This window comes from Shimia sp. W99 (assembly GCF_053851455.3).
Map to the genome: position 1 here is coordinate 1,747,435 of NZ_JBSQBU020000001.1, position 12,989 is coordinate 1,760,423.

General features: G+C 61.1%; 11 protein-coding genes. 7 read left to right on the top strand and 4 right to left on the bottom strand.

Annotation, left to right across the window (positions count from 1 at the left end; translation table 11 throughout):
• The first annotated feature begins 80 nt into the window (after positions 1–80).
• From ACS3QZ_RS08665 to lpdA, 7 genes are all read left to right on the top strand, one after another.
• Complete coding sequence (locus ACS3QZ_RS08665; RefSeq protein WP_456037478.1) at positions 81–902, top strand: hypothetical protein; 822 nt, start codon at positions 81–83, stop codon at positions 900–902.
• 168 nt (positions 903–1,070) lie between these two features.
• Positions 1,071–2,264, top strand: coding sequence for an ADP-forming succinate--CoA ligase subunit beta (sucC, locus tag ACS3QZ_RS08670; protein WP_456037479.1), 1,194 nt, complete (start codon positions 1,071–1,073; stop codon positions 2,262–2,264).
• Positions 2,264–2,809, top strand: coding sequence for a hypothetical protein (locus tag ACS3QZ_RS08675; protein ID WP_456037480.1), 546 nt, complete (start codon positions 2,264–2,266; stop codon positions 2,807–2,809). Before sucC ends, ACS3QZ_RS08675 begins: the two co-directional genes overlap by 1 nt.
• A gap of 3 nt (positions 2,810–2,812) precedes the next feature.
• Positions 2,813–3,700 (top strand): succinate--CoA ligase subunit alpha, encoded by an 888-nt coding sequence (gene sucD, locus ACS3QZ_RS08680; RefSeq protein WP_093090210.1) that lies wholly within the window; start codon positions 2,813–2,815, stop codon positions 3,698–3,700.
• Positions 3,701–3,794: 94 nt separating this feature from the next.
• Positions 3,795–6,752, top strand: coding sequence for a 2-oxoglutarate dehydrogenase E1 component (locus ACS3QZ_RS08685; RefSeq protein WP_456037481.1), 2,958 nt, complete (start codon positions 3,795–3,797; stop codon positions 6,750–6,752).
• 3 nt (positions 6,753–6,755) lie between these two features.
• A complete protein-coding gene (odhB, locus tag ACS3QZ_RS08690) occupies positions 6,756–8,279 on the top strand; it encodes a 2-oxoglutarate dehydrogenase complex dihydrolipoyllysine-residue succinyltransferase (RefSeq protein WP_456037482.1) in 1,524 nt (507 codons plus the stop codon).
• Between the two features lie 171 nt (positions 8,280–8,450).
• Positions 8,451–9,848: a dihydrolipoyl dehydrogenase gene (gene lpdA, locus ACS3QZ_RS08695; RefSeq protein ID WP_456037483.1), complete on the top strand. Its 1,398-nt coding sequence runs from the start codon at positions 8,451–8,453 to the stop codon at positions 9,846–9,848.
• A 109-nt stretch (positions 9,849–9,957) separates the two neighbouring features.
• Here lpdA and ACS3QZ_RS08700 read toward each other — a convergent pair whose 3' ends face one another.
• From ACS3QZ_RS08700 to ACS3QZ_RS08715, 4 genes are read right to left on the bottom strand one after another with little or no spacing between them, the layout of a single operon-like run.
• Entirely contained in the window at positions 9,958–10,563 is a 606-nt protein-coding gene (locus ACS3QZ_RS08700; protein ID WP_456037484.1) for a pyridoxamine 5'-phosphate oxidase family protein, read from the bottom strand.
• A complete protein-coding gene (locus ACS3QZ_RS08705) occupies positions 10,550–11,290 on the bottom strand; it encodes a lysophospholipid acyltransferase family protein (protein ID WP_456037485.1) in 741 nt (246 codons plus the stop codon). The genes ACS3QZ_RS08700 and ACS3QZ_RS08705 overlap by 14 nt, the downstream gene beginning before the upstream one ends.
• Entirely contained in the window at positions 11,290–12,177 is an 888-nt protein-coding gene (locus tag ACS3QZ_RS08710; protein WP_456037486.1) for a cell division protein FtsX, read from the bottom strand. The genes ACS3QZ_RS08705 and ACS3QZ_RS08710 overlap by 1 nt, the downstream gene beginning before the upstream one ends.
• An 11-nt stretch (positions 12,178–12,188) precedes the next feature.
• Complete coding sequence (locus ACS3QZ_RS08715) at positions 12,189–12,866, bottom strand: cell division ATP-binding protein FtsE (protein WP_093090222.1); 678 nt, start codon at positions 12,864–12,866, stop codon at positions 12,189–12,191.
• Positions 12,867–12,989: the final 123 nt, after the last annotated feature.

The window sequence follows — 12,989 nt, forward strand, 5'->3', positions numbered from 1 at the left end:
GGCGGGCTTTTTTGTTTTTCGACTTGCCATCAGGCACCAACCTGCAAGTTTGCGCCCCGAACGGACCGGAGCCCTGACGCATGTTGATCGGACATAATCGCACGCTTTCACCAGACGCCGGGATCAAGGTTCTGGGTGAACGCAACTCTGGCACAAACGTTCTGGAAACGCTGCTGCGTGAACATGTGGATGTATATCTGCACGAAAACATCCCGATCCTGTCACCGAACATGACCCCGGCGCCGCCAGACGGCCCGTTTCCAAAAGGCGACCGGGGCCAGGCCGCGCATGAAGCGATGATCGACCACATGCATCATGCCCAGCTGCCCGACAATGGCGGCTGGAAACACGCGGCACCCGATCACCGCTTCACACATGATTTCCTGGCCCACAAATCTCCGGGCGTCCTGATCATCGTGCGCCACCCCGCAAGCTGGCTGCGCTCGATGCACAAGAACCCGTTTCACGCACTTGTCGCCATCCCCCGCGATTTCGGCACCTTCATCCGGCAGCCATGGTTGACCGTGGCCCGCGACAGCCTTGGCCCACGCCTGTTTCCTTCCCTGCCCGACATGCTCGCCGCCAAGATGGAGGCCTATGCCGACCTGCTCACCCGCTACGACAACAGTTGCCTACTGCGCTACGAGGATCTGGTGCAGGAACCGGACCGGACTCTGCGCGCCATCGGCCTCGCGCCCGGACACCCGGTCACAGACGCCCTGCCCGATCACGACATTCGGGGTTTCCTGTCCCGACAACGCGCTTTCCGCCCCTTTGCCAAGACTGAAAACTTTCGTAAACGCGCCGCTGCCGCCAGCTACGAAGGCCTCGCTTCAAGGGACCGCGCATTCCTTCTCGAACGTCTCTCCGACTCGATCCTGATGCAACTCTATCCCCCTTGATCAAAGCTGTTTCGCGCCTCTCAAGCGACAAAAACCGATTTTGTGATCACAGCTTTTCTCGCTGTGATCACAAATTCAGAAAAAACAGCATTCAACGCAAAAAACGCTTAGACACAAGGTTGAACTGTGCCAAAACCGCTTGCAACCGCAGCAAGATGGGACAGTTCCATGAACATCCATGAATACCAGGCGAAGGCACTTCTTCGCACTTACGGCGCCCCGGTTTCCGAAGGCCGCGTCGTTCTCAAGGCAGATGAAGCCAAAACCGCCGCTGGCGAACTTGATGGCCCGCTCTGGGTTGTGAAGGCCCAGATCCACGCCGGTGGCCGCGGCAAAGGTTCCTTCAAGGAAGCCGACGCCGGTGAAAAAGGCGGCGTGCGCCTGACCAAGTCGGTGGAAGAAGCCGCTGAAGAAGCCAAGAAGATGCTGGGCCGCACCCTCGTGACCCACCAGACCGGCCCGGCGGGCAAACAGGTCAACCGCATCTACATCGAAGCCGGCTCCGGCATCGAGCGTGAACTCTATCTTGCGCTGCTCGTCGACCGTCAGACCTCGCGCATCTCCTTCGTCTGCTCGACCGAAGGCGGCATGGACATCGAAGAAGTCGCCGCCGCGACCCCAGAAAAAATCTTGTCGTTCAGCGTTGATCCCGCCACGGGTTATCAGCCCTACCACGGCCGCCGCATCGCCTTCTCGCTCGGTCTGTCCGGCGCGCAGGTCAAGCAATGCGTCCAACTGATGGGTCAGCTCTACAAAGCCTTCGTTGAGAAGGACATGGAGATGCTGGAAATCAACCCGCTGATCATCACCGACGAAGGCTCGCTCAAGGTGCTCGACGCCAAGGTCGGCTTTGACGGCAACGCCGTCTACCGGCACCCGGACATCGCCGAGCTGCGCGACACCACCGAAGAAGACCCCAAAGAGCTGGAAGCGTCGAAATACGACCTCAACTATATCGCTCTGGACGGTGAAATCGGCTGCATGGTGAACGGCGCGGGCCTCGCGATGGCGACCATGGACATCATCAAACTCTACGGTGCAGAGCCTGCCAACTTCCTCGACGTGGGCGGCGGCGCAACCAAGGAGAAAGTCACCGAAGCGTTCAAGATCATCACCTCTGACCCCAACGTCAAAGGCATTCTCGTGAACATCTTCGGCGGCATCATGCGCTGTGACGTGATCGCCGAGGGCGTTGTGGCAGCCGTGAAAGAAGTGGGCCTTCAGGTGCCGCTGGTTGTCCGTCTCGAAGGCACCAACGTGGAAGCCGGCAAAGAGATCATCAACGGCTCCGGCCTTGACGTGATCGCCGCCGACAACCTGTCGGACGGCGCAGAGAAAATCGTGAAAGCGGTGAAGGGCTAATGCTTAAGTCGTGCCTGCAAATCTTGGTGATTTTTACCGCTTTTTGCGGGCACGCCGCTGTTGCCGAGGAGTACATCACTCCCAAAGAACTTGCCCACGGGTTTGTCGGCCACTGCGTCCAGAATGCTGGTCGCAGGGACAAAGTCGAAGCCGCGGCTCGTGTTTTTGGGTTTGTTGAACTGAGTGAGGATGAAGCCCTTATGTTGGCTCCGCAAGATCCGAACGCTGACTACAAAATGTGGCGTGTTGGTGAATCCTTACCCGAACTCTACTTCCTTTCGGTTTCATCCACCATAATGGATGGGGAACCGCTGGAAACATGCGCAGTAGCAAACCCTCACACTACTATCGACGAAACGACGAAAGAGATATTGCAGCTTGTCGATGTGGATCGCCTCATCTTTGATGACGAGATCGACGGTCAAAGGCAGCAAGTCTGGGAAATTAGTCTCGCACCGGGGCTCGGCCATTTGGTCGTCTCTAGCGCGAAAAGCATGGGTATTGCAGGTGGTTCCATCGCCATATCTGCACCAAGAGAGGAATAGAAAATGGCTATTCTCGTAGATGAAAACACCAAGGTCATCTGTCAGGGCTTCACCGGCTCGCAGGGCACCTTCCACTCTGAACAAGCCATCGCTTATGGCACCAAGATGGTCGGCGGCGTAACCCCCGGCAAGGGCGGCAACGAGCATCTCGGCCTGCCCGTCTTCAACTCGGTGCACGAAGCCAAGGCCAAGACCGAAGCCAATGCTTCCGTCATCTATGTTCCCCCGCCCTTCGCAGCCGACTCGATCCTCGAGGCCATCGACGCCGAGATGGAACTGATTGTCTGCATCACCGAAGGTATCCCGGTTCTGGACATGATGAAGGTGCAGCGCGCCCTGATGGACAGCAAATCGCGCCTGATCGGCCCGAACTGCCCCGGTGTCATCACCCCTGACGCCTGCAAGATCGGCATCATGCCCGGCCACATCCACAAGCGTGGCTCGGTGGGTGTTGTATCGCGCTCGGGTACGCTTACCTATGAAGCCGTGAAACAGACTGCTGACATCGGCCTTGGCCAATCGACTGCTGTTGGCATCGGTGGTGACCCCATCAAGGGCACCGAGCATATCGACGTGCTGGACATGTTCCTCTCGGACGACGAAACCCAGTCGATCATCATGATCGGTGAGATCGGTGGTTCGGCAGAAGAAGAAGCCGCCGAATTCCTCGCCAACGAGCGCAAGAAGGGTCGCTGGAAACCAACCGCTGGCTTCATCGCTGGCCGCACAGCGCCTCCGGGCCGCCGCATGGGCCACGCCGGTGCCATCGTTGCCGGTGGTAAAGGCGGCGCGGAAGACAAGATCAACGCCATGAAAGAGGCCGGTATCGTTGTCGCAGACAGCCCCGCTGGTCTGGGCGAAGCCGTGCTCAAAGCGATCGAACTGGGCTAAGCCCTGAAATCGAGGGGACCGGGCCCAAGCGCCCGGTCCCTTTTCCGCGTTTGCGGACAACGACAATAGAAACCGTCTGGATCGGGAGTCATCAATGACCGACCAAAGCCCCAACGACATCTTCCACGCCTCTTCCTTCATGCAGGGGCACAACGCGGAATATCTCGAACAGATGTATGCCCGCTATGCCAATGACCCCAACGCCGTTGACGAGGTCTGGCAGGAATTCTTCCGCCAACTGGGCGATGCCGAGATGGACGTCAAGGCCGAGGCCTCCGGCCCCTCCTGGGCGCGCAATGACTGGCCGCCGATCCCCAATGATGATCTGACCGCCTCGCTGACCGGCGAATGGGCCGAGCCCGAGATCAAGGGCGCAGGCGACAAGATCAAGAAGAAGGCCGCCGAAAAGGGCGTCGAGGTTTCCGACGACATGATCAAACGCGCGGTGCTCGACTCGATCCGCGCCCTGATGATCATCCGCGCCTATCGTATTCGCGGCCACCTGATTGCCGACGTTGATCCACTGGGCATGCGCGACCAGACCCCGCACCCCGAGCTGGACCCGAAATCCTACGGCTTCACCGATGCTGACATGGACCGCCCGATCTTCATCGACAAGGTTCTCGGCCTCGACATCGCGACGATGCGCCAGATCATGGACATCGTGAAGCGCACCTATTGCGGCACCTTCGCGCTCCAGTACATGCATATCTCCGATCCCGAACAGGCCGGCTGGCTCAAGGAACGGATCGAGGGCTATGACAAGGAAATCAAGTTCACCCGCGAAGGTCGTAAGGCCATCCTGAACAAGCTGGTCGAGGCCGAGGGCTTCGAAAAGTTCCTGCATGTGAAATACATGGGGACCAAGCGGTTTGGTCTCGATGGTGGTGAATCCCTCATCCCCGCGATGGAGCAGATCATCAAGCGCGGCGGCAACCTCGGGCTGAAAGAAATCGTCATCGGCATGCCCCACCGTGGCCGCCTCTCGGTGCTCGCCAACGTCATGGCCAAACCCTACAAGGCGATCTTCAACGAATTCCAGGGCGGCAGCTTCAAACCTGAAGACGTCGACGGTTCGGGCGACGTGAAATACCACCTCGGCGCCTCCTCGGACCGCGAGTTCGACGGCCACCCCGTTCACCTCAGCCTGACCGCCAACCCCTCGCACCTCGAGGCTGTGAACCCGGTGGTTTTGGGCAAGGTCCGCGCCAAGCAGGACCAGCTCAAGGACGCCACCCGGACCCAGGTCATGCCGGTGCTGCTGCACGGCGATGCGGCCTTTGCAGGTCAGGGCGTCGTGGCAGAATGTTTCGCCCTCTCGGGTCTGCGCGGTCACAAGACCGGCGGCACGATGCATATCGTGGTCAACAACCAGATCGGCTTTACCACCGCGCCCCACTTCTCGCGCTCGTCCCCCTATCCCACCGACAACGCGCTGGTGGTTGAGGCGCCGATCTTCCACGTGAACGGCGACGACCCCGAGGCCGTGGTACACGCCGCCAAGGTCGCAACCGAATTCCGCCAGAAGTTCCAGAAAGATGTCGTCATCGACATGTTCTGCTACCGCCGCTTTGGTCACAACGAGGGCGACGAGCCCATGTTCACCAACCCGGTGATGTACAAGCGGATCAAAAAGCACAAAACCACGCTGACGCTTTATACCGAGCGTCTCGTCAAGGACGGGCTGATCCCCGAAGGCGAGATCGAGGACATGAAGGCCGCGTTCCAGGCCCACCTCAACGAAGAGTTCGAGGCCGGCAAGGAATACAAACCCAACAAGGCCGACTGGCTCGATGGGCGCTGGTCGCATCTCGACAAGCAGAAAGAAGACTACCAGCGCGGCCAGACCTCGATCGAGGAAAGCACGCTCAAGGAAATCGGCACCGCGCTTAGCACCGTGCCCGAGGGCTTCCCGGTGCACAAAACCGTGGGCCGTCTTCTCGATACCCGTGGCAAGATGTTCGAAACCGGCAAGGGCTTTGACTGGGCTACGGCCGAGGCGCTGGCCTTTGGCTCGCTGATGACCGAAGGCTACCCGGTCCGCCTCGCGGGTCAGGACGCCACCCGCGGCACCTTCTCGCAGCGCCACTCGGGCATCATCAACCAGGACACGGAAGAGCGCTATTACCCGCTCAACAACATCCGCAACGGCCAGGCCCAGTACGAAGTCATCGACTCGGCCCTCTCCGAATATGCGGTTCTGGGTTTTGAATATGGCTACAGCCTTGCCGAACCAAACGCCCTGACCCTGTGGGAAGCCCAGTTCGGCGATTTTGCCAACGGCGCCCAGATCATGTTCGACCAGTTCATCTCCTCGGGTGAAAGCAAATGGCTGCGCATGTCGGGTCTGACCGTACTCCTGCCCCATGGCTTCGAAGGTCAGGGTCCGGAACACTCTTCGGCCCGTCTGGAACGCTTCCTGCAGATGTGTGGCGGCGATAACTGGATCGTAGCGAACTGCTCGACCCCGGCCAACTACTTCCACATCCTGCGCCGCCAGCTGCACCGGACCTTCCGCAAGCCGCTGATCCTGATGACCCCGAAATCGCTCTTGCGTCACAAGCTCTGCATCAGCGACGCCGAGGATTTCACCACCGGCTCCAGCTTCCACCGCGTGCTCTGGGATGACGCCCAAAAGGGCCACTCGGACACCAAGCTGAAAAAGGACAAGGACATCAAGCGCGTCGTCATGTGCTCGGGCAAGGTCTATTATGACCTGCTGGAAGAACGCGACGCCCGCGGGATCGACGATGTCTACCTGATGCGCATCGAACAGTTCTATCCCTTCCCGGCGATGTCGCTGGTCAAGGAGCTGGAACGCTTCAAGGGCGCAGAAATGGTCTGGTGTCAGGAAGAGCCCAAGAACCAGGGCGCCTGGACCTTTATCGAACCCAACATCGAATGGGCCCTGACCCGCATCGGTGCCAAACACACCCGCCCGGTATATGCAGGCCGCCCCGCATCGGCCTCGCCTGCAACCGGTCTGGCAAGCCAACACAAAGCACAACAAGAAGCGCTGGTGGAAGCCGCGCTCTCCATGGAAGGAAACTAAGCGATGACGACCGAAGTTCGCGTCCCCACACTTGGCGAATCCGTCACCGAGGCCACCGTCGCCACCTGGTTCAAAAAGCCCGGTGATGCAGTTGCCGTTGATGAAATGCTCTGCGAGCTGGAAACCGACAAGGTGACCGTCGAAGTTCCCGCCCCCGCCGCTGGCGTTCTGGGCGAGATCGTCGCCGCCGAAGGTGACACCGTGGGTGTTGATGCCCTGCTGGCCACCATCGCCGCAGGGGATGGCGCCGCCGCCGCACCTGCCGCAGCAGCCCCCGCCGCAGAATCCTCCGCCGCCCCCGCATCGGGCGGAGACAGCGTCGATGTCATGGTCCCCACGCTGGGTGAATCCGTGACCGAAGCCACCGTCTCCACGTGGTTCAAAGCCGTAGGTGACACGGTTGCGCAGGACGAAATGCTGTGTGAGCTGGAAACCGACAAGGTCTCGGTCGAAGTACCCGCGCCTGCTGCTGGTGTTCTGGCCGAAATCACCGCGCCCGAAGGCACCACCGTCGACGCATCCGCGAAACTCGCCGTGATCTCCGGCTCCGGTGCCGTTGTTGCGGGCGCGTCGCCCGCCCCCGCCGCCCCGGCTGCGGCTCAGACTCCGGCAACCGCTGCCGGTGCGGGCCGCTCGGACGTGGAAAACGCCCCCTCGGCCAATAAGCTGATGGCGGAAAAAGGCATCGATCCGGCCAATGTGCAGGGCTCGGGCCGTGACGGTCGCATCATGAAAGAAGACGTGCTCAAGGCCGCTCTGGCCCCGGCCCCGGCCGCTGCAGCCCCTGTTGCCGCCGCGCCGCGCGCCCCGATTCCGGCCGATGACGCCGCCCGCGAAGAGCGTGTAAAAATGACCCGCCTGCGCCAGACCATCGCGCGCCGCCTCAAGGATGCACAGAACACCGCTGCGATCCTGACCACCTATAACGAGGTGGACATGACCGAATGCATGGCGCTGCGCAGCCAGTACAAGGACCAGTTCGAGAAGAAACACGGCGTCCGTCTGGGCTTCATGTCCTTCTTCACCAAGGCCTGCTGCCACGCGCTGAAAGAGGTTCCCGAGGTCAACGCCGAAATCGACGGCACCGACATCGTCTACAAGAACTTCGTGCACATGGGCATCGCCGCAGGCACACCGCAGGGTCTGGTGGTTCCGGTGATCCGCGACGCCGACCAGATGTCCTTTGCCGAGATCGAGAAAGCCATCGGTGAGAAAGGCCGCCGCGCCCGCGACGGCAAGCTTTCCATGGCCGAGATGCAGGGCGGCACCTTCACCATCTCGAACGGCGGTGTCTACGGCTCGCTGATGTCCTCGCCGATCCTCAACCCCCCGCAGTCCGGCATCCTCGGCATGCACAAGATCCAGGACCGCCCGATGGTCATCAACGGCGAAATCAAGATCCGCCCGATGATGTATCTCGCCCTGTCCTACGATCACCGTATCGTCGACGGCAAAGGCGCCGTGACCTTCCTCGTGCGCGTCAAGGAAGCGCTGGAAGATCCGCGCCGCCTGTTGATGGATCTGTAAAGGCACGGTGCGTGCAAGCACGCACCCTACATCGCAGTAGGGTGCGTGATCTCACGCACCTTTCGCGGTGCCGACGCCCGTAATCCCCGTATCGCACCGACGCGATACCGACGTAATACCGACGTGATACCGAACCTGTTTCGGGCGTCGTTTTTTAAAGGAAAATGACCCATGTCCCAATATGACGTCATCATCATCGGCGCAGGCCCCGGCGGCTATGTGTCGGCCATCCGCTGCGCCCAGCTGGGCCTCAAGACCGCTGTGGTCGAGGGCCGCGAAACCCTTGGCGGCACCTGCCTCAACGTGGGCTGCATCCCCTCCAAGGCCCTGCTGCACGCCACCCACCTGCTGCACGAAGCCGAACACAATTTCGCCGACATGGGCCTCAAGGGCAAAAGCCCGTCCGTCGACTGGAAACAGATGAAAGCCTACAAGTCCGACGTTGTCGGCCAGAACACCGGCGGCATCGAATTCCTGTTCAAAAAGAACAAGGTAGACTGGATCAAGGGCTATGCCAGCATCGAAGCCGCAGGCAAAGTCAAGGTCGGTGACACCACCTACGAGACCAAGAATATCGTGATCGCCTCCGGCTCGGTCCCGGCCTCGCTGCCCGGCGTCGAAGTCGACAATGACAAGGGCATCGTCGTGGACAGCACCGGCGCGCTCGACCTGCCCAAGGTCCCGAAGAAAATGGTCGTGATCGGCGCAGGCGTCATCGGCCTCGAACTCGGTTCGGTCTATGCCCGCCTCGGCGCCGAAGTCACGGTCGTGGAATACATGGACGCCGTCTGCCCCGGTATGGATGCCGACGTGCAGCGCACCTTCAAGCGTATCCTTGAAAAACAGGGGCTTAGCTTCGTCATGGGCGCAGCCGTCTCGGGCGTGGACGCCACCAAGACCAAGGCCAAAGTCAAGTACGCGCTCAAGAAAAAACCCGACGAGGAACAGACGCTCGATGCCGATGTCGTGCTCGTCGCCACGGGCCGTAAACCCTATGTCGAGGGTCTCGGCCTCGACGCCGCTGGCGTGAAACTCACCGAACGCGGCCAGATCGCCACCAACGCCCACTGGGCCACCAACATGCCCGGCATCTATGCCATTGGCGACGTGATCGAAGGCCCGATGCTGGCCCACAAGGCCGAAGACGAAGGCATGGCCGTCGCCGAGGTGATCGCCGGCAAACATGGCCACGTCAACTATGGCGTCATCCCCGGCGTGGTCTACACCACCCCCGAAGTTGCCACCGTCGGCGCGACCGAAGCGTCGCTCAAGGCCGAAGGCAAGAAGCCCAAGATCGGCAAGTTCATGTTCATGGGCAACGCCCGCGCCAAGGCCGTGCACCAGGGCGACGGCTTTGTGAAACTGATTGCCGATGCTGAAACCGACCGCATCCTTGGCGCCGCCATCATCGGCCCGGCGGCGGGCGACATGATTCACGAGATCTGCGTTGCCATGGAATTTGGCGCCTCGGCACAGGACATTGCCCTGACCTGCCACGCTCACCCGACCTATTCGGAAGCCGTGCGCGAAGCCGCGCTGGCCTGCGGCGACGGCGCGATCCACAGCTGAAGTATCAGGTCAAAAACGAGAAAAGGCGGCCCAACCGGCCGCCTTTTTGATGGGCGGCGCCAAACGGGTTCGAACCCGCTTTCCAAGGCATTTCGAAATCCCTTGCCCCCTACCACATTGACGCTTTGGCCCGTTCCAACCAGGCGTCATCATAGGGCTTTCCGCCCTCTTCGCCTCGCGTCAACGCCGACAGAAACTCCCCAGCACTGGGCAAACCTTCACTCTCGTCTCCGCTGCTCCAGACCCGCGCCCGCATCAACGCCCGCGCGCACTGGAAATAGACCTCTCCGATCCGGATCACGATCACCGACCGGGGATGCTTCCCATCCACCTCGAAACTCTCGCAAAGCGCTGCATCCGTCGTTACACGAGCAAAACCGTTCACCCGCACCACGGTATTGGACCCCGGCACCATGAACATCAGAGAAATTCGACCGTCTTCCACGATATTGCGCAACGTATCCATGCGGTTGTTGCCCCGCCAATCGGGCATCGCCAGCGTCTGTTCATCCAGTTCCCGCACCACTGGACCGTCATCCCCGCGCGGGCTTCCGTCCGTGCCGCCGACCCCCGCCGTCGAGACAACACAGAACCGCGACTGGCTTATCCAGCGCCGGTACTCCGGCGTCAGCGCCTGTGCCACCTTGCGCAGCGAGGCCGCGCCGGGATCCCCATAAAGCCGCTCCAGCTCGCCAATATCTTCAACCCACTGCATCCGGATCAAACCCCGCTTCACGCATCAATGCATCTGACTTCGCTTCCACTTCCCGCTCCAGATGCTCCATGAACTCGGCCTGTTTCATGCCCGGTTCAATCGGGGCCAGAAACTCCACCACCGCCAACCCCGGCTTGCGATACACCCCATGGCGCGGCCAGAACACACCGACATTGGTTGCTGCGGGCACACAGGTCTGCCCCAATTGCTTGTAAAGCGCGAAGGTACCCACCTTGTAGGGTTTCCGGTGTCCGGGCGCGACCCGCGTCCCTTGCGAATAGATGATCAACTGCCCCGGCTTGGCCGCGCCCGAGGCAACGTCCTCCATCATTTTCTTGATCGCCGCGCCCCGCTTGCCGCGATTGACCGGCACACACCCGATCCGAAGCGCGTACTGCCCCAGTATGGGGGCCCACATCAATTCACGTTTCATGATGAACCTGCCTGCGGGCACGGCGGCAAAGATCATCAGGATATCAAGAAATGACTGGTGTTTGGACGGGATCAGAACCGGCTCGGTGGGCGGTGTGCCCCGCACTTCCGTCTTTAGACCAATTATCCAACTGGCCGTCCACCTCACCCACCGCGCATAGGTCTTGCAGGCGGTCAAGGCGCCGCGACTGTCAAAAAGCGCCCAAGGAAAAAACAACACGCCCAGCACGAGCATCGCGACATACATCTGCGTGTTGAAGATCAGGGATCGTACCCACTGGATTGCATAACGCATCAGGCCAACTCCGAAAGCGTCCGCCGCGCTGCGGCCCCGGTGGCCGCATAGGCCACCACCGCAGCCAGCAGCGGAATCATTAACGGCAGCGCCCACCCGGCGCCGCTAAATCCCAGTCCGGTCAGGAACCCGCCCTCATCCTGCGCGGCGGGTAAAAGCAGGATCGCCCCTATCCCCAGAACCGTGCCAATCGCGGCTCCTGCCAGCGCCCGCAGGGTAAAGCGGCGTACAAAAGCCCGCGCGATATAACTGTCCCGCGCCCCGATCAGACGCAGCACCGAGATCACCTGCGCGTTGGCGGCCAGCGCCGCATTCGCCGCAAGCGTGATCATGGCCCCCGTCGTGGCTCCGATCAGGGCAATCGCAACCCACCCCAACAGTCGCAAGCGCCCTGCCGCCCGTTCCAGCGGTTTGCGCCAACGCGTGTGGTCATCAAGCACCGCCCCGGGCACTTCGGCCTGCAACCGAAGCCGAAGCCCGGCGGAATCATACCCGTCATCGGTTTCGCGGATCTCGATCAACTGCGGGATCGGCAGGCTGTCGACCGGAAGATCCGGCCCGAACCAAGGTTCCAGAAGCGCGCGCTGTTCCTTGTCACTCAGCGCACGCGCCGAAGCGATGCCGGGCGTGGTTTCCAACAGCCGCAAGGCCGCCGCCGTCTGCGCATCCAACTGTTCGGCGGGCGCGGAAATCCGCAACGTCGAGCTCTGCGCCAACTCGTCACCCCAACGTTGGGCCAACCGCCCGGACGCCAGCGACAGGGCAAGCGCAAACACCGTGAGAAACGCCATGGTTCCGGCTGCGAACAATGTCAGACGCGCGGTAAACCCGGTTGGCGGCACCACGCGGTCGGCCTGGGCATCTCCTGCAACAACAGTTGCTATCATATTGCGAATGCTCACAGATCCGCCCCCGCCAGCTGCAACTTGCGGTTCGAAATCCGCAGGACCCGTGCCTGCACATGATGCTTGGCCGTGCGGATCAGGTTCAAGTCATGGGTGGCGATCAGGATGGTCTTGCCCATCCGGTTGAGTTCGACCAGCAATTGCAACAGGCGTTGGGACATTTCCCAGTCCACGTTGCCTGTCGGTTCATCGGCCAGTACCACCTCGGGCGACATGATCACCGCCCGTGCCAACGCCGCCCGCTGCCGTTCACCACCAGACAGTTCCGGCGGCAGGGCGCTGGCACGATGCCCAAGCCCCACCCAGTTTAGCAACTCCTTGAGGTTCGACACCTGTTCCAGCGAATCCCGTCCCGAAACGGTCAGCGGTAGCGCCACGTTGTCCGCCACCGGCAGATGGTCGAGAAACTGGCAGTCCTGGTGCACCACACCGATCCGGCGGCGCGCCAGGGCATGGCCATCTCGGTCCATCTGGCGCACGTCCTGTCCAAAAAGCTGTACACTCCCCGCCGTGGGGATCAGCGCGCCATAGCACAGTTTGAGAAATGTGGTCTTCCCCGACCCGGACGGCCCGGTGAGGAAATGAAACGATCCCGGCGCGAGCTTGAGAGAAATCTCGCTCAGCAATTCGCCGCCACCATAGTTATAAGCAATGTTTTCCAGTTCGATCACGGATCGGCCCCCTGTCTGGCCTTGTTGTGCACGAGCATCGGCATGGATTCAATCCAATCACGCCAAGGCTTTGCACTTTCCCGATCGCAAGTTACAGAATATGATCCTGTAAATAACGATAAG

What these genes read in the sequence shown, in the direction of transcription:
- ACS3QZ_RS08665 (WP_456037478.1), top strand. Translation starts at nt 81, where the DNA reads ATGTTGATCGGACATAATCGCACGCTTTCACCAGACGCCGGGATCAAG.
- sucC (WP_456037479.1), top strand. Translation starts at nt 1,071, where the DNA reads ATGAACATCCATGAATACCAGGCGAAGGCACTTCTTCGCACTTACGGC.
- ACS3QZ_RS08675 (WP_456037480.1), top strand. Translation starts at nt 2,264, where the DNA reads ATGCTTAAGTCGTGCCTGCAAATCTTGGTGATTTTTACCGCTTTTTGC.
- sucD (WP_093090210.1), top strand. Translation starts at nt 2,813, where the DNA reads ATGGCTATTCTCGTAGATGAAAACACCAAGGTCATCTGTCAGGGCTTC.
- ACS3QZ_RS08685 (WP_456037481.1), top strand. Translation starts at nt 3,795, where the DNA reads ATGACCGACCAAAGCCCCAACGACATCTTCCACGCCTCTTCCTTCATG.
- odhB (WP_456037482.1), top strand. Translation starts at nt 6,756, where the DNA reads ATGACGACCGAAGTTCGCGTCCCCACACTTGGCGAATCCGTCACCGAG.
- lpdA (WP_456037483.1), top strand. Translation starts at nt 8,451, where the DNA reads ATGTCCCAATATGACGTCATCATCATCGGCGCAGGCCCCGGCGGCTAT.
- ACS3QZ_RS08700 (WP_456037484.1), bottom strand. Translation starts at nt 10,563, where the DNA reads ATGCAGTGGGTTGAAGATATTGGCGAGCTGGAGCGGCTTTATGGGGAT.
- ACS3QZ_RS08705 (WP_456037485.1), bottom strand. Translation starts at nt 11,290, where the DNA reads ATGCGTTATGCAATCCAGTGGGTACGATCCCTGATCTTCAACACGCAG.
- ACS3QZ_RS08710 (WP_456037486.1), bottom strand. Translation starts at nt 12,177, where the DNA reads ATGATAGCAACTGTTGTTGCAGGAGATGCCCAGGCCGACCGCGTGGTG.